Genomic DNA, 21896 nt, shown 5'->3' with positions numbered 1-21896 from the left:
AAAGGCCAGAGCACAGCTCTGACCTTGTGAAAGACGAAAATGGGAACGAACAGGTGACAGACTCCATCACCCTTCGCAAATCTCTACTGTTTCGTCTCGGCTCTGCTCCACTCGTTCAATTGCTCATCTCAAACCCTCGTCAAATCTTGACTCAAGCACTCCGAATCTTACAAACAGTGTACCCGGAGGCGCTTGCATCGTCAAGCACTACTTTTTCCCGGTCAGATCGGGGCGCAGCCCGGCAGCCCTACCCAGATAGATATGTTTGATTTCCGCTTGCGACAAGTTGGTATTGACGTGAATCATCACCCGGATGCATTTACTTACGCTGCCGGGCACCGGAATCTCCCTGGAACACATCATCGGCACCAGTTCCCAGCCGGGGATCGTGCGGATCGCCATCGCCGGAAACGCCGCATCCAAATCATCCGTCACCGTGGCAAACACGGACGCGATGTCTTCCGGCTGGATCCGGTTGGCCGATATGATTTCCGACAACAGTTCTCTCGTCGCTTCATAAATCGCCGTTTCCGTGTTTTCTTCCACCGTCGTGGCGCCGCGAATGCCGCGAATCATCGTTCGTTCCCCCCCAGCCGACGAAGCAAGGCGAGCACCGACTCTTCGTCCACATTTCGGCAAATCTCAACCGATCCGATTTGCGTTACCAGCACGAAGGCGAGGCGGCCGCCGGCCGCTTTTTTGTCCTGCTTCATGGAAGTGAGCAGCTCAACCGGATCCAAATCGGCGGGTAGTTCGGTCGGCAACCCGGCTCGCAGGAGCAAGGTGCGAATCCGTTCGACCGTCCCGCGATCCGTTTTTCCGTAAAGCAGCGACAATTCTGCCGCAAACACCATGCCGATCGAAATCGCTTCGCCGTGCATATAGGTGCCGTAACGGGCCGCCGCTTCGATCGCATGGCCCAGCGTGTGGCCAAAATTGAGGATCGCCCGCACATCCGCTTCTTTTTCATCGCGGGCGACAACGGCCGCTTTGACGGAACAGGAGCGCGCCAGCATTTCCGCCGCAATCTCCGGATCGAGTGAGCTCACCTTGTCGATCGAGGATTCGATCCATTCGAAAAATCCGGCGTCCCGGATCACCCCGTGTTTGATCACTTCCGCCAGACCGGAGCGAACTTCCCGCGGCGGCAGCGTCCGCAAAGTGGCGATGTCATAGACGACCAGTTTCGGTTGGTGAAACGCGCCGATCACGTTTTTTCCTTTCGGATGGTTGACCGCCACCTTTCCGCCGACAGAACTGTCATGAGCAAGAACGGTAGTTGGCACTTGTACAAACGGGATGCCCCGCATATAAGTGGCGGCCACAAAACCGGCCAGATCGCCGACCACCCCGCCGCCGAGGGCGAAAATGGCCGATTTTCGATCCAGCCCCGCAGCAAACGCACGATCAAACAGCTCCGCTGCCTGGGCGAGAGTTTTGGAGCCTTCCCCCGCGGGAACGACCGCCTCCGCCACCTGGTAGCCGGCAGTTTGCAAAGCGGTGATCGATCGCTGCAAATGGCCGGACGCCGCAACGTTTTCATCCGTTACGATCATGCAGGCGGAGCTTGCCGGAATCCCCGCCTGCTGCGCCAGTTGTCCGAGCTCGTCGAGCAATCCCTCTCCGATCACAATGTCATATCCGCGGTCGCCAAGATCGACGTGAACCGTTCGTTTCTCCCGGATCATCGTTCCGCCACCAGCTTCAGGTAATTGTTGTAGTTGACGCGTGTTTCTTCCAACGAGTCGCCGCCGAATTTTTCCAGGAACGATGCGGCGATCACCCAGGCGGTCACCGCTTCGCCGACCACCGCGGCTGCCGGCGCGGCACATACATCGGACCGTTCGATGCTCGCTGCAAACGGTTGTTTGGTCGCCATATCCACGCTGCGCAGCGGCTTGTAAAGTGTGGGAATCGGCTTCATGGCGGCGCGGACGACGATCGGCTGCCCATTCGAGACGCCGCCTTCGATGCCGCCTGCCCCGTTGGTTTCCCGATAATACCCTTGCTCCGCAGTGTAAAAAATCTCATCGTGCACCTCGGACCCCGGCTTTCTCGCAGCGTCAAACCCGAGCCCGATCTCGACCCCTTTGATCGCCTGGATGCCCATCAGCGCGCCCGCCAAGCGGCTGTCCAGACGGCGGTCGGGCATCGAGTAGGAGCCCAGCCCGACCGGCACGCCGGTGACGACTACCTCAAAGATGCCGCCCAGCGAGTTGCCTTCTTTCCGGGCCTGCTTGATCAGCTCGATGATTTCCGCTTCCTTGTCCGGATTGGCGACCCGCACTTGCGACTGTTCCGCCCGTACGGCGATTTCCTCGATCGTGCCCGCGACAGGTCCCGCTTTGATCGGGCCAAGTTCAACGATGTGGCTGTAGACATGAATGTTGAACTCTTCCAAAAGCTGGCGGGCAACAGCGCCAACAGCCACCAACGTGGCCGTGTTGCGGGCACTGGCCCGCTCCAGCACGTTCCGGACATCCTGCTGGTTGTATTTCAGGGAACCGGCCAGATCGGCATGGCCCGGCCGCGGCTTGCTGACGATCTCCAGATCGGCCGGCGGTTCGCCTGTAACCGCCATACGCTGTTCCCAATTTTTCCAGTCGCGGTTTATGACGACCAGTGTAACGGGCGTTCCCATCGTCTTACCGAACCGAACCCCGCTTGTGATCGTCACCTGGTCCGTTTCGATCCGCATCCGGCCACCCCGCCCGAATCCCTGCTGCCGCCGCCACAGCTGGTGGTTGATTTTGTCGATCGACAACGGCAGATTCGCCGGCAAGCCTTCAATGATCGCGGTCAGCTGCGGACCGTGCGATTCGCCTGCTGTCAAATAACGCAACATGTTCAAGTCCTCCTGACGAACTACTTTCACGCTGTACCGTGTTATATATTTTTAACATTATAATGCAGATATCGACAGAAAACAATGAAAAAACGCCCGGCAGCGTCAGGTTGTCCGGGCGTTTCGACGGTTCATCGTTCGTTTTGTAAAGTTTCCAGCACCAGACGGGATGCCAGCTCGATGTCCCGCAGGTCGGCCACCTGCAAAAGAGCCTGTCCGTACCGCACCGGAATCGATACCCCGCCGGTGGGAACCCCGTCTTTGGACAGCAAAATCTGGCCGGCATCGCTGTTTCCGTCCGGCGATACCTCCAGCTGATAGGGAATTTGCAGCCGTTCCGCCGCATCCACCAGCCGCTGCTTGATGGCAGGCGGGACGACGACGCCGCGGTCCATCACTTTGATCGCCGGTCCTATCCCAAGGGACAAGACGCTGCGTTCCGCACTCGGCATGTCTCCCGCCTTGGCGGCGCCAACCGTCAACGCAAAATCGGCGTTGATCTTGAATGAGGCCGCTTTGACGCCGCGAGAGCCCACCTCTTTTTGCGCAGCAAACAGAACCGCCAGATCATGCGGATACGCTCCCAGCCTAGACGTCACCTCAACAAGCACCGCACAACCCACACGATTGTCCAGCGATTTGCCCGCCAGCCGGTTCTCTGTCAGCTGAAACACTGGCTTGTCAATCGCCCCCGCCGTTCCGATCGGCAGCCGTTTCGCTGCTTCCGCCTGCGATTCCGCTCCGATATCCACATACAAATCGGCGAATGTAATGTCTTTAAGTGAGGTGTTTGCAGCCGCTCCGATCACTCCGAGTACTCCATTGGCAAAACGCACCCGTTCCCCGATCAGATGCAGCGGATTCAACGAACCGACCGGTACAATCCGAATGAATCCATTTTTTTCGCAATGGATGGCCATGACGCCAGGTTCATCCATGTTCGCTGCCAGCAGTACGGTTTTGCCGCTGTTGGCGGTTCCTTTTTTCCACGCCAGCAGGTTGCCCAAAACGTCGACTTTCAGTTCGTCCACATGCGGTTGCAACAGCCCCGACAGGATGTCGCGCACTTCCGTTTCCGATCCGGACGGACCTGCTGCGCCAGCCAATTGGAAAATCAACTGCTTCATGCGAGACGCAATCCCCCTTTTTCCACGCTCCGCAAAAACGCTTCCACCAGTCGGATCGTGTTTTCGTAATCGTCGAGGCTGATCAGTTGGGCCGGCGCATGGATGTAGCGCGTGGGCACCGACACCGCGCCCGTCAGGATGCCGCCGCGGGCAATGTGCACCCGTCCCGCATCATTGCCGCCCCCGCTGACACGCCGAAACTGGTAGGGAATGCCCGCCGCTTCGGCAACCTGGAGCATGTGCTGCAAAAAATATTGGTTCGCAATTGTTGACGAGTCGATCACCGACAACGCGGGCCCTTTTCCCATAACGGTTCCCTGACCGTGCCCGGGCGCTCCCATCACATCGAAGCAAACGGTTCCCTCCAGGATCAGCGCAATGTCCGGATTCACCCGGTAGGCGACCGGCCCGGCCCCGCGCAGACCGATTTCTTCCTGCACGGTAAAAGCGAACACGAGGGGGATGTCAAACGATTTTTTGATCGTTTCGACCAGCACCGCGCAGCCGACCCGGTCGTCAAACGATTTCGACTTGGCGCAGCGCTGCCCGATTTCCTGATAGTCCGTTGCGAAAACGGCGCAGTCTCCGGGCTGCACCCATTTTTCAGCTTCTTCTTTCGTTTTCGCGCCGATGTCGATGAACATCTGCTCGATCGAGACCGGTTTTTCCCGTTCCGCCGAAGATTGCAGATGAATCGGTTTGGACCCGATCACGCCAAACATTTTCCGTTTGCCGATGCGCACCGGCTTCGCCAGCAGTACCCGCGAATCGACGCCGCCGATCGGGCGAAATCTGAGCAGTCCGTTTTCCTCAATCTGGACGATCATCAGGCTGACTTCGTCCATGTGGGCGCAGAGTAGGACTTTCGGACCCGGTTGCGAGCCGTTTTTCTCGACAATCAGGCTGCCGAGGCTGTCCGTATACACGCGGTCCGCATAATCGCGCACCTCTTCATAGATCACCTGGCGGATCTCATCTTCGAACCCGGAAGGGCCCATCGCTTCCGTCAGTTTTTTAAGTAACAAGCCAATCCCTCCACGAACGAACGATCGACCGATGCGACAAAATGGGCGAGCAGCTTGCCGACGCGCTGCACATCCCGGTAACAGACCGTTTCCACGGAAGTATGCATATACCGCAGCGGGATCGCGAGCACCCCGGTCGGAATTCCTTCCCGCGTGATCTGGATCGCGTTCCCGTCTGTCGCGGTCGGTGCTTGCGACAAACGGATCTGATACGGGATGTTCTGCTGATCCGCAGTCTTCACAAACCGGGCGAAGATATCGCGATGAATGTTCGGGCCGTTATGGATCACCGCCCCGCCGTCCATTTTCATACCCAAATCAGCCGCAACGCCGGGCATGCCGGCGTGGGTGACATCGACCGCGATTCCCAAATCGGGACGGATCGCATTTGCTACAGCAGCGGCGCCACGGTTGCCCAATTCCTCCTGCACGGTGGCCACCACATAAACATCCGCCTGGATCCACAGCCGGTTCATTTCCTGCAAGCATTCGAGCAAAGCGGCGATACCCGCTCGATTGTCCAACGCCTTGCCCGCTATGTACCCGTTCTGCAGTTCCATGCTGGAGCGGACGATCGTAATCACATCCCCGATCTGGATCTGCTCCCGTACCCGTTCTTCCGGCATGCCCAAATCGATATACAAGTCCTGCAGCGGAATCGCCGTGTCCCGCTCTTCCGCCGTCGTCAGGTGGGGCGGCTTCGATCCGACAATCCCGTGGCATTTCGTCCGGCCGTGCACGATCACCTCTTGCCCGAGCAAGGTCCGCGGATCCAATCCGCCCAGTTGCGTGAAGCGCAGGAATCCGCCCGGCTCGACCTTTGTCACGATCAGCCCGATCTCATCCATGTGCGCGGCTACCATAATACGCGGCCGCGGCTCCGCGCCTTCTCCCCTGATCAGGGCGATCAGGTTGCCCAGCTTGTCTGTCCGGATTTCATCCGTATAAGTGCAAAAATAGGACGCGATCCGACCGGCCACCTCCGATTCATAGCCGGTTACGCCAGGAACCTCCATCAGTTCCAGCAAAGCCTGCTTGTAATCGGCCAGCCTACTCATTCGCCCGCTCCTCCTTGCGGCGAATTCTCTGCAGCATCCGCATTGTCATCGCCAGATTGCGCGCATAGAGCAACTCACCCAGCCAGATGCCGGCCACGGTGGGGATCAGGCTTTTGGCCGGTACCGACCAGTCGGCGATCAGCGGAAACAGCGCTAGGACGCTCAAATAGAGCGACAGCGTGCAGCCGGTTGCCATGAATAACGAATACGCTACCCGATCCAACATCCAGCTTTTCACAATCTGGGACCGGACCATTTGCCGGATCCCCCATCGGTACATCAAATACATACTGCCTGCGACAAGCAAAAAGTCCAACATACTATCCGCTCCCTTGCAGTGAAAGAAAAGAAAAAGAAGACAAAGAAAACTTGGCATAGGCCAAGTCTCCTTTCCCGCTTCCATATGCACTACCGATATTCTACTCCAGGCAAAATCGCAACGTCAACGGAAACAACCGACTGAAGCATCCAGCCTGCAGTACGCTGGCAATCAGCGGGACATCACCCGGTTTGCAGCCGTTCGATCAACTGCCGCATATCCTCGGGCATCTCCGCTTCCCATTCCACCCAGCGGCCGTCGCGGGGATGCCGGAATCCCAAAACCGCCGCGTGCAGCGCCTGCCTGCCGATCCCGTCCGGCTGTCCGATTCCGTACAAATCATCGCCGAACAGCGGATGACCGATATGTCTCATATGCACCCGGATCTGATGGGTCCTGCCCGTTTCCAGCTGCAGTCGGATCACCGTTGCGTTGGCCAGCTGTTGTTCCACTGTCACAAACGTGATTGCCGGTTGCCCCTGTTCCGCCACGATCCGTTGCGGATCTCCCTGTTTTTTCAGGATCGGCGCTTCGATCGTCAGCTTCTGCCGTTGCAGATTGCCGTGCACAACGGCCAGATACTCGCGGCGAAACAGCCGCTGCCGAAGCTGTTCGGACAATTTTTGGTGAGCAAACTGGTTCTTGCCGATCACCAGCAAACCGGTCGTGTTTTTGTCGAGTCGGTGCACCGGTCGGAAGCGCGCAGTCTCGCCCGCTTGCCGCCAATGGTGCACCATGCCGTTCGCCAACGTTCCGGCGGTATACCCTTTGGTCGGGTGCACGACCAGCCCGGCCGGTTTGTTGACGACCGCCAGATCAGCGTCCTCATACACGATCTCGAGCGGCATTTCCTCGGGCAAGATAAATTCGGAGCACTCCGGCAAGCCGAGCAAACGCAGTTCGTCGCCTGCCCGCACACGCCAAGTGATGTATACCGGCTGCCCGTTCACCCTCACCCCTTGCGCAGCTACGATCTTGCGCAACAGACTGCGGGAAATGCCAAGCCGATCGCGGATCAGCTGCCTGACCATTTTTCCGTCATCTTCCGGCTGCACGCAGAGCGCTGCGATTTCCTGCAAGCGATCGTCTACCATACTTTCCTTGCGGAGCGGTCCTTCCTCACGACGTTGGGCGCGTCGAAATGCTGGAATTCGTACTGGTCTCGCGTGCGCTGCTGCCGCGACTCTTCCAGCAGCCTGCCGCATCGGGCGCAGCGTTCACTGCGCGGATCGTTTTCCTCATAGCAGTCATTGCAACGGATCGTCATCGACTTCCACCCTTTCGCCCATCTCGTAAACCACGCCGTTCAATTCATAGCTGGTGCGGATTCTTGCATTGAGCGACGCTGATGCGGAGCAGTATTTGTCCTCCGACAGCCGGATCGCCCGTTCCACCTTGTCGGGCGTCAAATTGGCGCCTTTCAGAATATATTTCACATGAATCTCGGTAAATTTTTGCGGATACTCCTCGCGCCGGACGCCCTCAATCTCCATCCGGAACTCTTCCACCATCAGGCGCATTTTTTCCAAAATCATCACAATGTCGATCCCCGTACAGCCGCCCAGCCCCATCAGCAGGAGTTCCATCGGGCGCGGTCCCTGGTCTTCTCCTCCGACGTCCGGCTTCGCATCCATTACCACCGGGTGGTTCGACTCGCCTCTTGCCGCGAAGCGCCGTTTGCCTTCCCATTGAACGGAAACTTTCATCTTCTATCTCCTCCGGTCGGTACTCTCTCTCTGTCGAATCGCCTGATCGATCAGATAAATCATGCAGGCGGTGTTGCCTTTTACGCGAAAATGGTGGGTCAGCGACCAGGCGATGCTGACCACGGAAATCCCCATCACCAACAGCCACCAGGAATTGTGGCTCGGTAGGAAGTACGCAAGATGATTGCCGAAAACCATAAAAATCAGCGGAACGGTCGATGCGAGCAACGGCACGTTGCCGAGCAGTCCCTGCTCGCGCGTGTACCGGGCCCGCAACAGATACAGATCCTGCAGCGGCATCGCTTCGATCTCCCGCTAGCGCGCTTCCAGCTGCCGATTTTTCGGTTTGGACATGGAGCAATCAGCCTCCTGACACCCCCAGCAAAGTGACGAGAAGCAATGCAACACCCCGTCAGGTGTCAAGCACTTGACGGGAACCCGAAGTAACCTGTGGTCCGAAAGGAACTTGACTCAGGTGTGGCAGTCTTATCTAGAGGCTAGTATGTCTCAACCGACGGCGATCAACCCGTGTTTCGCAAGCCGGATGCGATCCCGTTGATCGTCAGCAGCACATCCTGCACCAGATCTTGTGAATCTTCGCTTTGCCCGCTGCGGGAGCGCAGTTCTTTCAACAACAGCACCTGAAAATAGGACAGCGGGTCCACGTACGGATTGCGCAAGCGGATCGATTCCCGGATGGCAGGGCTGTTCGAGAGGATTTCGCTCTCGTTCGTGATCATCAGCACCATCCGTTTCGTTCGTTCATACTCCTCCAGAATCCGGGCAAAAATCTGCTCGGCAGCCGCTTGCTCCTGCACCAGTTGCACATACTCGGCCGCGATCGCCATATCCGCCTTGCCGAGCGCCATCTGCAGATTGTCGACCAGCACCTTGAAAAACGGCCAGTGCCGGTACATCCGCCGGAATTCAGCTCGGGATTCCGGATTGGCATCCACGTAATTTTCAACAGCCGTGCCAAAACCGTACCACGCCGGCAGCAGGTGCCTGTTTTGCGTCCAGGAAAATACCCACGGGATCGCCCGCAAATCTTGAATTCGCGGAGAGTTCTTGCGTTTTGCCGGACGCGAGCCGATGTTCAGCTCGGCCAGCAGATCGATCGGCGTCGCCTGCTGAAAATACGGCAAAAAGTGTTCGTTCCGGTAGACCATCTCCTGGTAAGCGGTGAACGAATCACGCGACAACCGCTCGAGGATCTGCGACCATTTCCGTTCCGTATCTTTCATGTGTTCCGTCTGCACGTTCAGCGAACCGATCAGCACCGCCGACACAGCCGATTCCAGCGACCGCTTGGCAATCTCCGGGTGGCTGTAGCGCTGGGAGATCACTTCCCCCTGTTCGGTGATTTTCACCTTGCCGTGCAATGCTTCCGGCGGCTGCGCCAAAATGCTTCGCTCGAGCGGTCCGCCGCCGCGTCCCAGCGCGCCGCCGCGTCCATGAAAAAACTTCAGCCGCACGTCGTATTCGCTGGCTACTTCAAAAATCGCCTTCTGGCACTTGTACAATTCCCAGTTTGCCGTCAGGTAGCCGCCGTCCTTGTTGCTGTCCGAATATCCGAGCATAATCTCCTGCAGATTGCCGCGTGCCTGCAGATGTTTGCGGTATACCGGGTTGGCGAACAACTCGTCGACGATCGCCGGTGCCACCCGCAGATCCTCGATCGTCTCAAACAAAGGCACGATGTTGATTTTGCTGGTGACACTGCCGTCCTCGTTCCAAGCGAACAGCCCCGCCTCTTTGCACAACAGCAGCACTTCCAGCAGATCGCTGACGCCTTGCGACAAGGAAATCAGGTAGTTTTGGATGCATTCTTCCCCGAACAATTGATGGCTCTTGCGGATCGTATGGAACACGTTGACCGTTTCCCGCGTCTCGTCCGTCACGTGTGCATAAGGACTCACGAGCGGCCGCGGATCTTCCAGCAATCCTGTCAGGAACCGAATTTTCTCCGCTTCCGGCAGCGATTTGTAGCTGCCGATCCTGGCCACGCGTACCAGCTCCTCGATCGCGTTCTCATGCACCTCGCTGTGCTGGCGAATATCCAGCGCGGCCATGTGAAACCCGAACAGTTCGATTTGCCGGATCAAAGGTCTGACCTTTACTTCGGCAATCTCTTTTCCCTTATGCTCGATCAGAGACCGTTCGATCAGCCGGATGTCAGCCAGAAACTCTTGCGGCCTGTTGTAGTAGGTACCGGGCGTTTTTTCCCCGTGGTAGACGTTTTTCGTGCCTTCCAGCCGGCGCAGGATCTGGTTTACCTTTTCCCGGTACGGTTCGTCGGGAATATGATCGAGTTGCAGCGATTCAATCAACTCCCGGCTCGCCCCCGTTTTTTCGTAGGATTGGCTGAGATGAACCCCCAGTTCCTTCACCCGGTCCTCATACTTGCGAAGCGCCAGGTCAAAATGCAGAATCAACGTTTGAAACGTCAATTCGGCCGTGACAAACGGGTTGCCGTCGCGGTCGCCGCCCATCCAGGAACCGAATCGCAGAAAGCTCGGTACCGACCATGTGCGTTCCGGATACGCCGCCTGCAACTGTTCCTCCATTTCGAGATGGATGGCAGGCAGCACATCAAACAAAATTTGGTCGAGGAAATAGAGTCCGTTGCGCACCTCATCGAGAACGGTGATCCGCTCCTTGCGGACCGGCCGCGTCTGCCACAGCCCCGTGATCTCCGCCTTCAACTGTTTTTCGAGATGCTGCATCTCGCGCGAACTCAACAGCGGATCATCAAATTTTTCCAGTATCATGGCGATTTGATGATGCTTGTCAAGCACGGTGCGGCGCATCGCTTCCGTCGGATGGGCGGTCAGGACCAGCTCCACTCCCAGATTATGGATCAAGGATTCCATCTCGTCCGCCTGCACCCCTTTTTGCCTCATTTCCAGGAATGCGCTGCGCAGCGATCCGCGTTGCGGGGTGGTGCCGGATGAGCGCTCATACTCGCGCTTGCGGCGGATCCGGTGGTTTTGTTCCGCTATGTTCACCAACTGAAAATATAGGGCGAACGCATGAATCACATGCGTCCGGTGTTCGACCGGCACCTGAATGATTTTTTGCAGCAAGGCGTCGCGGCTTTCCGGAGTCCCCTGGGCACGAAACTCTTTCGCAGCCGCTCGGATCTCCTCGACCGATTGCAAAACCTCTTCCCCGCACTGCGAAATCAGGACGTTGCCCAACAGATTCCCGAGGATGCGAATGTCCCTGCGAAGGGCCGATTCACTGTTCATCTCCCTCACTCCCGTCATGTTTTGATGCTTCTTTCTTTCCCGCAAAATCTTTATTAATAAGAATACATAAACATGCAGCTTTTACAAGTGAAATATTTTTTGGAATTCATTTCACGTCGCCTTCTGATAAAAAAAAGTGTCATACGGTCGAAAACCGTATGTTTGCGGGTGAAAAATCTGTTCCGTCGAGCCGACGAACAAGATCCCGCCCGGTCGCAACGCGGCCGCAAATTTGCGGTACAGCTGGTCCTTCGCCTGTTCGGTGAAGTAGATGATCACATTCCGGCAGACGATCAGATCAAACTCCTGGCCAAACGGGTCTTCCAGCAGATTTTGCTGCTGAAACTTGACGCACCGCTTGATGTCCGGTGAAATCTCGTACATTCCCCCGCCCCTTACGGCAAAGTATTTCTGCAGCAGCTCCTCAGGCACCGCTTCCAGGGAACGGGCCTGGTAGATGCCTTGTTTCGCTTTTGCAATCGCGTTTTGGTCAATGTCGGTTGCGAGCACTTCAATCTCCGGCAAGGGGAGGTATTTCGCCAGGATCAGCGCCAGCGTATACGGTTCTTCACCGGTCGAGCAGGCGGCCGACCAGATTTTCAGCTTGCGTTTCGATTGGAGCAATTCCGGCACGATCCGGTTCATCACCACGTCCCAGCGATTGGCGTTTCGGAAAAATTCGGACACGTTGATCGTCAGCCGGTCCAAAAATTCATCATACATCTCCCGATTTTCCGTGAGCGCCTGAAAATAGCCGGCAAAGTCGCGAAAGCCGTGCCTGTCCCTGAGCGCGGTCAACCGCCGTTCCATTTGCGGGCGCTTGTATTTGCGCAGATCGATTCCCGTTTTCCGATACACTTGTTCCATAAACCAATCAAAATCCTGCATCGTCATCCTGCTACCTCTTCCCATCCGCAAAATGGCTGCGTCTGTAAACAAGTATTCGATCGCCAGACCGGATTTCCTGCCCGGTAAAGCGAAAGCCCCGGCTCTCATGAGCAGGGGCTTATGTATTACATCCACTTCGCAATCGTTTTGTCGTATTCGATCAATTCGCCGTTGAACCACAGGTTGATTTCCCGCTCCGCGTTTTCCGGCGAGTCGGACCCGTGAATCACGTTCATGCCGACCGATACGGCATAATCGGCGCGGATCGTTCCGGGGGCTGCTTCCGCCGGGTTGGTTTTGCCCATCATTGCGCGGGCGACGCTGATCACGTTCGGGCCTTCCCAGATCATCGCAAACACCGGTCCGGATGTGATAAAATCAACCAGTTCGCCAAAAAACGGTTTGTCCTTCAACTCTTCATAATGCTTTTCCGCCAGTTCTCGCGAGACGGTCATCAGCTTCGCATTCACCAGTTTGAAACCCTTTTTCTCAAAGCGGGACACGATTTCACCGATCAGCCCGCGCTGAACTCCGTCCGGTTTGACCATTAAGAATGTACGTTCCATCAGCCATTCACTCCTACTTCAAAGTTTTCCGGCACCCTGACCATTTTACCCAATCGGGCGGGTCATCTGCAAGCGCTTAATAGTCCCGCGACGTCGTGAACACAGCGATCGCTTCCAGCGAGTCGCGCGTTTGCCCCTGTGGCAGCGCGGACAGTTCCCGCAAGCACTTGCTCAGATACAGTTCCGCCACTTTTTTCGCGTATTCGATTCCGCCTGACTCTTTGACCAGCTGAATCGCCTGTTCCGCTTCCGAGGGCGGCATATGCGGACGGATCATCTGTTTCAGGGCCTGTCCCGCCGGAGAGCAGTGCAATGCATACAGCACCGGCAGCGTGATGTTTCCCTGTAGCAGATCGGCACCGACCGGCTTGCCCAATTTTTCCCTGGTGGACGTAAAATCCAGAATATCATCGACAATCTGAAACGCCATCCCCAAAAAATGGCCGTACCGCCCGAGCGCTCTGACATACCGGGGGTCCGCTTGCGCCACGAGCCCCCCCAGCCTGCAGGAGACTTCAATCAAAATCGCCGTCTTTCGCTCGATCCGCCGCAGATAATGGCGAAACGTCTGGTTGAGCCGGTAAAAATCGCGAATCTGCTCAATTTCCCCTTCGCACATGCGAACGATGGCCTTCGAGAGAAGTTGATGGATCTGCACGTTTGGCAGTTCGGACAACAGCATCAGCGCCCGCGCAAAAATAAAATCGCCAGTATACATCGCCATCCGGTTGCCCCACTCCGAACGGACTGTGGGAATTCCCCGGCGCGTGGCCGCATCGTCGATCACGTCATCGTGCACGAGTGTGGCCATATGGATCAGTTCCAGCGCCACTGCCACCCGCGCCAGCTTTTCCACGTCATAATGGCCCAACTTCCCGCTGAGCAACACGAAAACGGGGCGGATCCGTTTCCCGCCCGCTTTCAACAGGTGTGAAGCAGCGTTTTCCAGGTCTTTTTGCCTGGAGCGGACCTCCTGCTCAAGCAGCGATTCGACGTAGTTCAGGTCCGATTGCAGATGCAAATACATATCCATCAACTTCATTCAGGTTCCACCTTATCTTCGCAGTGAATCAATAGACTTCAAGGATTTTATAGTACGTGTTGCGGCGGGCCGGGGTGCGTCCCGCGTCGCGGATCAAACGGATCAGGTCCTGCTTGGTCATCGAGTGGGTGGCGCCGGCGGCGCTCACCACGTTCTCCTCGATCATCGTCGATCCCATATCATTGCAGCCGAACTCGAGCGCCAACTGGCCGATTTTCGGTCCCATCGTCACCCACGACGACTGGAAGTTTTTGATGTTGTCGATCATCAGCCGCGAGATCGCCACGTTTTTCAAATATTCGACCGCCGTCGCCCGGGTGCCTTTTAATGCGGTGTTGTCCGGCTGGTAGGTCCACGAGATAAACGCGGTAAATCCGCCCGTCTTGTCCTGCTGTTCGCGAACCCGCAGCATATGCAGGATCCGTTCCTCGTACGACTCGCCGAAGCCGATCACCATCGTCGCGGTCGTGTGCATGCCGAGCCGATGGGCGGTGTCGTGAACTTCCATCCATTTGACCCACGACTCTTTCAAGCGGGAAATGCGCATGCGCGTCCTGTCATCGAGAATTTCCGCACCGCCGCCGGGGATCGAATCGAGTCCCGCTTCCCGCAACCGGCGGATCACTTCCTCCAGCGGCAAGCCGGACACTTCAACCATTTTCCAGATTTCAGCCGCCGAGAACGAATGCATGATCACCGTCGGAAAATGGGCCTTGATTTTCCGCAACAGATTCGTATAGTAAGAGAACGGCAATCCGGGATGCGTGCCGCCCTGCATCAGGATCTCCGACTCGTCGCCGCCGATTTCCACCGTTTCCCGGATTTTTTCGAGAATCGCTTCATCCGGCAGCACATACGCTTCCGGGTGGCCTTCCGGCCGGTAAAACGCGCAAAACCGGCAATACGTGTCGCACACGTTTGTGTAGTTGATGTTCCGGTTGACCGTAAAAGTCACGATGTTGTCAGGATGAAACCGCTGCATCACCTGTTTCGCGGCCGCGCCCAGCTTGATCAGGTCATTCGTCTGATACAGCGCCAATCCGTCTTCCAGAGTCAAACGCTCGCCGGCTACCGCTTTCTCCAGAATCGCGTCGATTTGCTGCGGACTTGCATTGGCAACGCTCATTGTTCGACACCCCACATTTCGACCTTCACCGGTCGCGGCAAAAGTCCCAATTCATAGGCAGCCGCAAAATAAAATTCGGCGCCTGTCACCAAGTCTCCCGTCAAGTCATAGACCAATTTGGCATAATACGACTCCCAGAAATCGTGATCCTGCCCGTGCAGGCGAATCGCTGCCGCGATCACCCGATCGAGGTTGGCAAGCCCCTTGCGCTTGCTGTCCAGGAACAACCGGTGCAGCCGCCTTGCTTCTTCCGACCGGGATTCGACAAAATCGCGCCGGATCGCCCAGATCGCAAACGTTATCGGCAGCCCCGTGCGGCGGTGCCACTCCGCCCCCAGATCATACACCTGATAAGGATGATCCTGCAACGACCAGGACAGCGCGTCATCGCCGATCAGCAGCGCAGCGTCCGCCTGTTCCATCATGTCGTCCAGATGCGGCGGTAGCGTCACATAGGACGGGGTGCACTTGCAATATTTTTGCAGCAGAATCTTCAACAGGTTGACCGATGTTGCGGATGAGGATGTCAACGCGACCACGCGTCCGTCCAGATCGTCCATCGGCCGTTTGGTAAACAGAAAAATCGAACCGACCGGCCCTCGTGACGAGACGGACAAATCGGCCAACGCGTAATAGTCGTCCGCATGCTCCGCATAGGAAAAAGCGGAAATCGGCCCGGCCACCACCTCGCCCGCCGCCAGCATCCGATTCAATTCGGTCGGAACTGCCGGTACAAACTCGATGCCGTGCGCTTCGGCTGCCGCGTCCAAAAAATGGTACACAGGAAGAACGTTGCTGTAACCAATCCGACCTATCCGAAGCCGCTCGCTCATACTGCCGCAAACTCCGTATTGACAATATTGTATAATGTATCCCGTTCCACCGGAATCCGGCCGGCCTCCCGAATCAACCGCACAAGTTCCGTCTTCGCCATGCCCTGCTCCGTTTCCGCTCCGGCCGCGTGGTAGATTTTTTCTTCCACCACGGTGCCGTCGAGATCATCCGCTCCGAACCAGAGAGCCGTTTGTGCCAGCTTGGTACCCACCTGCACCCAGTATGTTTTGATATGATCGATGTTGTCGAGCATCAACCGGGACACGGCCAGCACTTTCAGATCTAAAAATCCGGTCGACCAGTTCAGGTGCGGATACTGTTTGATCAGTTCCGTATTTTCGGGGTGCCAGGACAACGGAATAAACGTCTGGAAACCGCCCGTTTTGTCCTGCAGGTCCCGCAAGGCGATCAGGTGATCGATCCGGTCTTCTTCCGTTTCGATGTGGTTGTAGAGCATCGTGCAGTTCGAGCGAAGCCCCAGTTTATGGGCGATTTCGTGGATTTCCAGCCACCGCTCGCCGGACGTTTTGTGATCGGCAATGATTGAGCGTGGTTTTTCCGCAAAGATTTCCGCCCCCCCTCCCGGCAGCGAGTCAAGACCAGCCGCGATCAGCCGGCGCAGCACTTCTTCCACCGGCATTTTGTTGATGCGCGAAAAGTGGTCCAGTTCGACCGCCGTGAACGCTTTCAGATGCACGTGCGGCAGCTTCTTTTTCAAGCGGCGCAGCAACTCTTCGTAATAATCCAGTTTCAGCGCCGGATTGTTGCCGCCGACGATGTGAATTTCGGTGACGCCCGACGGCACCATGTCGGCCCGGTGCTCGATCTCTTCCATCGACATCGTGTACGCTTTCGGATCCTTCATCCGCACCCCAAACGCGCAAAAAGCGCACAGCGTCTGGCAAATATTGGTCGGATTGATATGCCGGTTCGTATTGAAAAATACGTAGTCGCCATGCTTTTTCTCCCGCACGTAATTCGCCATGCGACCGAGCGCGATCAGGTCATTCGACCGCATCAGGCGCAGCCCGTCTTCTTTGCTCAAACGAACGCCGGCCTGCACCTTCTCCCAAATGTCGGCCAGTGGATGGGTTTTCCCAATCACTTCCATCGGGTTCTCCTCCCTGTCAGCTCGTTTATTCGCCCCAACGCCGGAACAGATGATGTTCCACCCGTAGAGCGTCCAGCGCTTTCCCCACAACAAAATCGACCAGATCGTCGATCGTCCGCGGCAGGTGGTAAAATCCCGGCATGGCCGGCAGGATGCGGGCTCCCGCTTCCGCCAAAGCGAGCATATTTCGCAAGTGGATCACGTTTAACGGCGTTTCCCGTGGTACGATCACCAATGGCCGACCCTCCTTCAACACAGTGTCAGCCGCCCGTTCCAGCAGATTGTCGGAAGCGCCGTGGGCAATCGCCGCTAAGGTGCCCATTGAACAGGGAATGATGATCATCCCGTCGATCGGATGCGACCCGCTGGCAACCGGTGCCCGATAATCGTGCAGATCGTGCACTTGCAGGCGCTCCGGCAGCACCGCGAATCGCCCAGGAATCGAGGCGCGATCCCCCGTCTCGATGTTCCACCCCAGCTCTTCCTGAAACACCTGCCAGCAAGCGTTGGTCAACAGCAGATGCACCAAGTGCCCGCCGCGGATCAATTCCTGCACCAACCGCACGCCGTAGACGGCCCCACTGGCACCCGTCATGCCCACCACAAATTCTTTCGCCATACCCGGAATCCCCTTGCCTGTCACTCGATTAGAGCTTGATGCCGTACCGGCTCCACTTGCGATCAACCAACTGCTTCGTTTCCTCGCTCATCCAGATCTCATCCGGCCATACTCGGGTGTAGCCTTCTTCCTTCCATTTTCTTGTGCCGTCAATCCCGATCTTCGAGCCAAGGTTCGGCAGCGGCGACGCATGGTCAAGCGAGTCGACCGGCCCCTCAACGATCATGATGTCCCGCTTGGCGTCCACGTTGCCGAACACGCGCCATGCCACGTAGGAATGATCCTGCACATCGACATCCTCATCGACGACGATGATGCATTTCGTCCAGGTCATCTGCCCGAGCCCCCAGAGTGCACTCATCACCTTTTTTGCGTGACCGGGAAACCGTTTGCGGATTGACACGATCGCGCAGTTGTGGAACACCCCTTCCCACGGCAGGCTGATGTCTACAATCTCGGGCAGCATCATTTTTAACGGAGCCAAAAAAATCCGCTCCGTCAGTTTGCCCAAATAACAGTCTTCCATCGGTGGCTTACCGACAATCGTCGTCGCATAAATCGGGTTCCTGCGATGCGTAATCGCCGTGATGTGAAACACGGGATACGGTTCCACCGGGGTATAATACCCGTTGTGATCGCCAAACGGTCCTTCCTCCCGCAATTCGCCGGGGAGCACATACCCTTCCAGCACGATCTCCGCGTTGGCCGGAACTTCCAGATCGACCGTCTTGCACTTGACCATTTCGACGCCTTCCTTGCGCAAAAACCCGGCCAGGATCATTTCATCGATATCGGGCGGGACCGGTGCGATCGCCGAATACATCACCGCCGGATCGGAACCGATGGCGACCGCCACTTCCAGCTTCTCCCGCCTCAGTTCCTGTGAGCGGCGATGGTGTTCGGCCCCGACTTTATGCAGTTGCCAGTGCATGCCGGTCGTCCGCTTGTCAAACACTTGCATCCGGTACATGCCGCAGTTGCGCCTACCAGTAACCGGGTCTTTCGTGAAAACGAGCGGGAGCGTGATAAAGCGGCCGCCGTCCTGCGGCCAACAGGTCAGAATCGGGAATTTGTCCAAATCCACCTGATCACCGGTCAGCACCACTTCCTGACAGGGCGCTTTCGTCACCATTTTCGGCAGGAACGAGCCGAGTTCTGCCAGTTTCGGCAACTGCTTCAACTTGCCGAGCAGGGATGACGATCCACTCGGCATTTCCACAAAACGCATGATTTCTTTCGCAATGTCGTCCAAATCGTTCACTTCAAACGCCAGTTTTGTCCGGTCAAACGAACCGAACGCATTGATCAGCACCGGAACCTCGGAGCCTTTCACATTCTCAAACAGCAGGGCGGGTCCTCCCGCCTTGCAAACGCGATCGGTGATCTCGGTGATCTCCAGATGCGGGTCGACTTCTTCCTGCACCCGAACCAGCATGCCTTTCGCTTCCAGCACCTCGATGAAATGCCGCAAATCTCTGTATCCCATAAATAACTCCTTCACCCACCAGCCGCAGAATTACGGTTGTGGCTTGTAACCAAGATGCATCGCCGCAATGCCGCCGGTAAACGGCTTTGACTCGACGCGGACGAGACCCGCTCGCTGGAAAATCTCCTCCAGTCCGCGCCGATCCGGAAACGATCGGAGCGATTCCGGCAACCAGCTGTAGGAGACACCGTCTTTGGCCGCCAAATTCCCGATCCTCGGCAAGATGTTCTCAAAATAAAAATAGTACAACGCCCGAAACAGAGGCCATTCGGGCTTGGACAACTCCAATGACACCACCATGCCGCCCGGTTTCACCACGCGGGCCATCTCGCCGATCACATACTCCACATCCGGCACGTTGCGCAGCGCAAAGCCGATCGTTGCATAATCGAACGTGTTATCGTCAAACGGCAGCGCCATCGCATTGCCGTGAACCATCTGCACCTGTTTCGCCACCCCTTGCCGGACGACCTTTCGCTCCGCCTCTTCTAGCATCGGCTCGCAAAAATCAAGTCCGACAACCCGTCCGTCCTCGCCCACCGCCTTCGCCAACGCGATCGCCCAATCGCCCGTCCCGGTGCATACATCGATCGCGCTAGTTCCCGGCTGCACGTTCATTCGCTTCATCACGGCGGTACGCCAAATTTTGTGCTGACGAAAACTGAGAACAGTGTTCATCAGGTCATAACGCTTCGCAATTCTTGAAAAAATATAATGGACTTTCGCTTCTTTTGTTTCAAAGCGAGACATTTCCTCTCACCTTTCTTCCACGATCCGCCGCGGTTGCAGGTACAATTGGCCGAGATCATCACAGATGCCGAAAAATCGTTCGGCCACGGTTTGCGAATCTTGCAGCTTCAACAACGACCTGGCCGTCATCAGGCCGACCTCCAACCGCTCATAAAGGAAAGCGGATGTTCCATATTTCACATGAATTGGCATGATTTTGGCATCCTGCAGATAGGAAGGGTTCGAGGAAAGCAAACGCAGTTCGTCTTCCGTTGCCTGGTTACGAATGTACACCTCGGACAGATTGCCAGCATAATGGCCCGACAAAAACCGGTTATATTCGATGCCCAGTACATGTGTGCGCACAAGCAGGCGAACGATATCGTTGATCTCCGGCCGGCTGTGCAGATAGTGCGAACACAGGACATACAACAGTTCGCCTTCGATCCGTTCGCTCAGGCTTAAATATTTGTCTGTACTGACCGGTTGCTTGAACAGTGACAGCTTCTCTGCTTTCGCTTCGTTCACCCGGGCGATCGCTTCCGCAAACAGTCCGATCAGTTCGATCTTTCCGTCTGCTGCCAGCAAATAAAAAAACTTGCTGGAGTAGTAATCGCCGGCCAACACTTTCAGTTGGCGGGATTGGACATCCGAGTGCGGTTGATCGATCTGTTCGTGTACCGACAGCCCGTGATAGACCAACAACAAAACGGTTGAGACAAGTTCGGTTTCGTCCTGCGAGCAGCCTGCCGTTTGCAGGATCGCCGCGGCTGTTGTCAGTTGGAACCGTTCCAGTTCGGGCAGCCCGATCCGGTCGGTCAGAAAGGCGTGATTCATTTCCGCCAGAACTTGTCCGCGCATACGAAGGGACGCGTATTCCCGTTCCGTTTGTTCGATAATCAGTGCCTCCAACTCCCTTCGTGCAAGCCACATCGTACAATCCAACAAGCTATATTTCAGTATAGCATAACAAGAACCGTTGCGGACTATAAAAAATATCGGCAAAAACAAAAAAGCGAGAATCTCTCGCTTTCTCCCGACCTGCAGGCAAAGCCTAGTAGACCCGCTCAGCGATTTTCGCCAATGCGACGGAACGCCGCCGTCTTAGTCGTCTTCCGAATATGTATCGACTCGCCCGAACTTGGTCCAAACGACCGCTTTTCCCCGCACCTTAATGGCAGACGTATGTTCCGTAAACTGGGCGATCATGATCTCCCCTTTGTCCAATTTTTCCGTATGATGAAACCGGGTATCGGCACCGCGGGTCAAACCGATCACGTGAACCCCGTTTTCTTTCGCTTTCACCAAAAAATATTCCTGTCCGATGTCCATTGTCGACCCTCCCTTGGTCAGTGATGTGACGCAATTGATTATACCATTCAAAGGCAGGATCAGGCAAAATATTTGCCGTCCGATGCGGGAACAGTATGAATCAGGAGGTGATCCGTATGCCAAATGGCGTGAAATGCGGCGTGGAGGAATGCATCTACAATGATCTCAACCGGAATTGCACTGCGGAATCGATCGAAGTCCTGTCAAACGGCAACGAAATCGTCGGGACGACAAAAGGAACCCGTTGTGCCACATTTGAATTTGAACGGCATACGAATGATGACGGCGAAATACGCAGATAACGAACAGCCGCGCCCGAGGGCGCGGCGACGGCTTGTGTGCTGATCAGCTTAATAGGTTCCGGGAATGAGCAGGATAAACAGCACGAAAATGATCAGAAACACCACAGCCCAACGGGTGAAGCCACCAAATACTCCGTACATTATGTCCCCCCCTTTCTAAAAGGACTGCCTCCATATGGATCCCCATTCAGGGAAAACACCAATTCAGTACACAGGACGAGGTGCCGCCGTGACTGTAGGTGAAATCGGAGGTACCAGCAAAATAAACAACACGAAGATGATCAGAAACACGACCGCCCAACGGGTGAAGATGCCGAAACATCCATCTGGCATCGGTTCTTCCTCCTTTCCAAGCAATTCTAAGTTTCCGCCATTAATACACCGGAACTGTGGTGCAAACCGTGGTTGTAGTGGGAATCAAAAGAATGAACAGCACGAAGATGATCAAAAACACCACCGCCCATCGTGTGAAGCCGCCGAATACCCCATCCATTGCGCTTCCCTCCTTCCTCTTTGGCTACTATAGTTAA

At 56.3% G+C, this 21896-nt stretch carries 24 protein-coding genes; 1 reads left to right on the top strand and 23 read right to left on the bottom strand.

The features are described 5' to 3' along the window. Positions 1–207: 207 nt before the first annotated feature. The 22 genes from aroH to mtrB all read right to left on the bottom strand — a co-directional run bounded on the left by aroH (position 208) and on the right by mtrB (position 21064). Entirely contained in the window at positions 208–576 is a 369-nt protein-coding gene (aroH, locus tag C230_RS0116960) for a chorismate mutase (RefSeq protein ID WP_018133251.1), read from the bottom strand. Continuing rightward, positions 573–1688: a 3-dehydroquinate synthase gene (aroB, locus tag C230_RS0116955; RefSeq protein ID WP_018133250.1), complete on the bottom strand. Its 1116-nt coding sequence runs from the start codon at positions 1686–1688 to the stop codon at positions 573–575. The genes aroH and aroB overlap by 4 nt, the downstream gene beginning before the upstream one ends. Next, on the bottom strand, positions 1685–2845 hold the full coding sequence (gene aroC / locus C230_RS0116950; protein ID WP_018133249.1) for a chorismate synthase: 1161 nt from the start codon (positions 2843–2845) through the stop codon (positions 1685–1687). Before aroC ends, aroB begins: the two co-directional genes overlap by 4 nt. A 131-nt stretch (positions 2846–2976) precedes the next feature. Continuing rightward, complete coding sequence (locus C230_RS0116945) at positions 2977–3972, bottom strand: zinc-binding metallopeptidase family protein (RefSeq protein ID WP_018133248.1); 996 nt, start codon at positions 3970–3972, stop codon at positions 2977–2979. Further along, complete coding sequence (locus C230_RS0116940; RefSeq protein WP_026174410.1) at positions 3969–4997, bottom strand: M42 family metallopeptidase; 1029 nt, start codon at positions 4995–4997, stop codon at positions 3969–3971. Before C230_RS0116940 ends, C230_RS0116945 begins: the two co-directional genes overlap by 4 nt. Continuing rightward, positions 4979–6055, bottom strand: a complete 1077-nt coding sequence (locus C230_RS0116935; RefSeq protein WP_018133246.1) for a M42 family metallopeptidase — start codon at positions 6053–6055, stop codon at positions 4979–4981. Before C230_RS0116935 ends, C230_RS0116940 begins: the two co-directional genes overlap by 19 nt. Further along, the gene (locus C230_RS0116930; protein ID WP_018133245.1) at positions 6048–6374 is read right to left on the bottom strand and encodes a hypothetical protein; all 327 of its coding nucleotides are present in this window, start codon (positions 6372–6374) and stop codon (positions 6048–6050) included. The genes C230_RS0116935 and C230_RS0116930 overlap by 8 nt, the downstream gene beginning before the upstream one ends. 182 nt (positions 6375–6556) lie before the next feature. Next, a complete protein-coding gene (locus tag C230_RS0116925; protein ID WP_018133244.1) occupies positions 6557–7468 on the bottom strand; it encodes an RluA family pseudouridine synthase in 912 nt (303 codons plus the stop codon). Between the two features lie 153 nt (positions 7469–7621). Beyond that, a complete protein-coding gene (locus tag C230_RS0116915) occupies positions 7622–8080 on the bottom strand; it encodes an OsmC family protein (protein ID WP_018133242.1) in 459 nt (152 codons plus the stop codon). Between the two features lie 3 nt (positions 8081–8083). Then, positions 8084–8380 (bottom strand): hypothetical protein, encoded by a 297-nt coding sequence (locus tag C230_RS0116910; protein ID WP_018133241.1) that lies wholly within the window; start codon positions 8378–8380, stop codon positions 8084–8086. A 221-nt stretch (positions 8381–8601) separates the two neighbouring features. Then, the gene (ppc, locus tag C230_RS0116905; RefSeq protein ID WP_018133240.1) at positions 8602–11331 is read right to left on the bottom strand and encodes a phosphoenolpyruvate carboxylase; all 2730 of its coding nucleotides are present in this window, start codon (positions 11329–11331) and stop codon (positions 8602–8604) included. A 111-nt stretch (positions 11332–11442) separates the two neighbouring features. After that, the gene (locus C230_RS0116900) at positions 11443–12219 is read right to left on the bottom strand and encodes a CheR family methyltransferase (RefSeq protein ID WP_026174390.1); all 777 of its coding nucleotides are present in this window, start codon (positions 12217–12219) and stop codon (positions 11443–11445) included. A 125-nt stretch (positions 12220–12344) separates the two neighbouring features. Continuing rightward, positions 12345–12785, bottom strand: a complete 441-nt coding sequence (gene ndk, locus C230_RS0116895) for a nucleoside-diphosphate kinase (RefSeq protein WP_018133238.1) — start codon at positions 12783–12785, stop codon at positions 12345–12347. A gap of 76 nt (positions 12786–12861) precedes the next feature. Next, positions 12862–13827 carry a polyprenyl synthetase family protein gene (locus tag C230_RS0116890; protein WP_018133237.1) on the bottom strand — a complete coding sequence of 322 codons (966 nt, stop codon included), beginning with the start codon at positions 13825–13827 and terminating at the stop codon, positions 12862–12864. Positions 13828–13855: 28 nt separating this feature from the next. Continuing rightward, complete coding sequence (mqnC, locus tag C230_RS0116885; protein ID WP_018133236.1) at positions 13856–14953, bottom strand: cyclic dehypoxanthinyl futalosine synthase; 1098 nt, start codon at positions 14951–14953, stop codon at positions 13856–13858. Continuing rightward, positions 14950–15786 (bottom strand): menaquinone biosynthetic enzyme MqnA/MqnD family protein, encoded by an 837-nt coding sequence (locus tag C230_RS0116880; RefSeq protein WP_018133235.1) that lies wholly within the window; start codon positions 15784–15786, stop codon positions 14950–14952. The genes mqnC and C230_RS0116880 overlap by 4 nt, the downstream gene beginning before the upstream one ends. Further along, complete coding sequence (gene mqnE, locus C230_RS0116875; RefSeq protein ID WP_018133234.1) at positions 15783–16898, bottom strand: aminofutalosine synthase MqnE; 1116 nt, start codon at positions 16896–16898, stop codon at positions 15783–15785. Before mqnE ends, C230_RS0116880 begins: the two co-directional genes overlap by 4 nt. Positions 16899–16923: 25 nt before the next feature. Then, positions 16924–17517, bottom strand: coding sequence for a UbiX family flavin prenyltransferase (locus C230_RS0116870; protein WP_018133233.1), 594 nt, complete (start codon positions 17515–17517; stop codon positions 16924–16926). A gap of 28 nt (positions 17518–17545) precedes the next feature. Next, positions 17546–19003 (bottom strand): menaquinone biosynthesis decarboxylase, encoded by a 1458-nt coding sequence (locus tag C230_RS0116865; protein ID WP_018133232.1) that lies wholly within the window; start codon positions 19001–19003, stop codon positions 17546–17548. Between the two features lie 30 nt (positions 19004–19033). Next, positions 19034–19753 (bottom strand): demethylmenaquinone methyltransferase, encoded by a 720-nt coding sequence (locus tag C230_RS0116860; RefSeq protein ID WP_018133231.1) that lies wholly within the window; start codon positions 19751–19753, stop codon positions 19034–19036. A 6-nt stretch (positions 19754–19759) separates the two neighbouring features. Beyond that, positions 19760–20665, bottom strand: coding sequence for a heptaprenyl diphosphate synthase component 1 (locus tag C230_RS21565; RefSeq protein WP_083910637.1), 906 nt, complete (start codon positions 20663–20665; stop codon positions 19760–19762). Between the two features lie 171 nt (positions 20666–20836). Then, positions 20837–21064: a trp RNA-binding attenuation protein MtrB gene (mtrB, locus tag C230_RS0116850; protein WP_018133229.1), complete on the bottom strand. Its 228-nt coding sequence runs from the start codon at positions 21062–21064 to the stop codon at positions 20837–20839. A 116-nt stretch (positions 21065–21180) separates the two neighbouring features. Between mtrB and C230_RS0116845 the strand changes: the two genes are divergently transcribed. Continuing rightward, positions 21181–21366: a DUF1540 domain-containing protein gene (locus C230_RS0116845; RefSeq protein ID WP_018133228.1), complete on the top strand. Its 186-nt coding sequence runs from the start codon at positions 21181–21183 to the stop codon at positions 21364–21366. A gap of 204 nt (positions 21367–21570) precedes the next feature. Here C230_RS0116845 and C230_RS23670 read toward each other — a convergent pair whose 3' ends face one another. Beyond that, positions 21571–21699 (bottom strand): hypothetical protein, encoded by a 129-nt coding sequence (locus tag C230_RS23670; protein WP_018133226.1) that lies wholly within the window; start codon positions 21697–21699, stop codon positions 21571–21573. Between the last annotated feature and the right edge of the window lie 197 nt (positions 21700–21896).

It is taken from the genome of Effusibacillus pohliae DSM 22757, from assembly GCF_000376225.1.
In the GTDB taxonomy this organism is placed as follows: domain Bacteria; phylum Bacillota; class Bacilli; order Tumebacillales; family Effusibacillaceae; genus Effusibacillus; species Effusibacillus pohliae.
This window is presented reverse-complemented; position numbering and strand designations above follow the sequence as displayed.

Excerpts from the sequence above, each read along its gene's own strand:
- aroH (WP_018133251.1), bottom strand. The coding sequence starts at position 576 with ATGATTCGCGGCATTCGCGGCGCCACGACGGTGGAAGAAAACACGGAA.
- aroB (WP_018133250.1), bottom strand. The coding sequence starts at position 1,688 with ATGATCCGGGAGAAACGAACGGTTCACGTCGATCTTGGCGACCGCGGA.
- aroC (WP_018133249.1), bottom strand. The coding sequence starts at position 2,845 with ATGTTGCGTTATTTGACAGCAGGCGAATCGCACGGTCCGCAGCTGACC.
- C230_RS0116945 (WP_018133248.1), bottom strand. The coding sequence starts at position 3,972 with ATGAAGCAGTTGATTTTCCAATTGGCTGGCGCAGCAGGTCCGTCCGGA.
- C230_RS0116935 (WP_018133246.1), bottom strand. The coding sequence starts at position 6,055 with ATGAGTAGGCTGGCCGATTACAAGCAGGCTTTGCTGGAACTGATGGAG.
- C230_RS0116930 (WP_018133245.1), bottom strand. The coding sequence starts at position 6,374 with ATGTTGGACTTTTTGCTTGTCGCAGGCAGTATGTATTTGATGTACCGA.
- C230_RS0116925 (WP_018133244.1), bottom strand. The coding sequence starts at position 7,468 with ATGGTAGACGATCGCTTGCAGGAAATCGCAGCGCTCTGCGTGCAGCCG.
- C230_RS0116915 (WP_018133242.1), bottom strand. The coding sequence starts at position 8,080 with ATGAAAGTTTCCGTTCAATGGGAAGGCAAACGGCGCTTCGCGGCAAGA.
- C230_RS0116910 (WP_018133241.1), bottom strand. The coding sequence starts at position 8,380 with ATGCCGCTGCAGGATCTGTATCTGTTGCGGGCCCGGTACACGCGCGAG.
- ppc (WP_018133240.1), bottom strand. The coding sequence starts at position 11,331 with ATGAACAGTGAATCGGCCCTTCGCAGGGACATTCGCATCCTCGGGAAT.
- C230_RS0116900 (WP_026174390.1), bottom strand. The coding sequence starts at position 12,219 with ATGCAGGATTTTGATTGGTTTATGGAACAAGTGTATCGGAAAACGGGA.
- ndk (WP_018133238.1), bottom strand. The coding sequence starts at position 12,785 with ATGGAACGTACATTCTTAATGGTCAAACCGGACGGAGTTCAGCGCGGG.
- C230_RS0116890 (WP_018133237.1), bottom strand. The coding sequence starts at position 13,827 with ATGAAGTTGATGGATATGTATTTGCATCTGCAATCGGACCTGAACTAC.
- mqnC (WP_018133236.1), bottom strand. The coding sequence starts at position 14,953 with ATGAGCGTTGCCAATGCAAGTCCGCAGCAAATCGACGCGATTCTGGAG.
- C230_RS0116880 (WP_018133235.1), bottom strand. The coding sequence starts at position 15,786 with ATGAGCGAGCGGCTTCGGATAGGTCGGATTGGTTACAGCAACGTTCTT.
- mqnE (WP_018133234.1), bottom strand. The coding sequence starts at position 16,898 with ATGGAAGTGATTGGGAAAACCCATCCACTGGCCGACATTTGGGAGAAG.
- C230_RS0116870 (WP_018133233.1), bottom strand. The coding sequence starts at position 17,517 with ATGGCGAAAGAATTTGTGGTGGGCATGACGGGTGCCAGTGGGGCCGTC.
- C230_RS0116865 (WP_018133232.1), bottom strand. The coding sequence starts at position 19,003 with ATGGGATACAGAGATTTGCGGCATTTCATCGAGGTGCTGGAAGCGAAA.
- C230_RS0116860 (WP_018133231.1), bottom strand. The coding sequence starts at position 19,753 with ATGTCTCGCTTTGAAACAAAAGAAGCGAAAGTCCATTATATTTTTTCA.
- C230_RS21565 (WP_083910637.1), bottom strand. The coding sequence starts at position 20,665 with ATGTGGCTTGCACGAAGGGAGTTGGAGGCACTGATTATCGAACAAACG.
- mtrB (WP_018133229.1), bottom strand. The coding sequence starts at position 21,064 with ATGGACATCGGACAGGAATATTTTTTGGTGAAAGCGAAAGAAAACGGG.
- C230_RS0116845 (WP_018133228.1), top strand. The coding sequence starts at position 21,181 with ATGCCAAATGGCGTGAAATGCGGCGTGGAGGAATGCATCTACAATGAT.
- C230_RS23670 (WP_018133226.1), bottom strand. The coding sequence starts at position 21,699 with ATGCCAGATGGATGTTTCGGCATCTTCACCCGTTGGGCGGTCGTGTTT.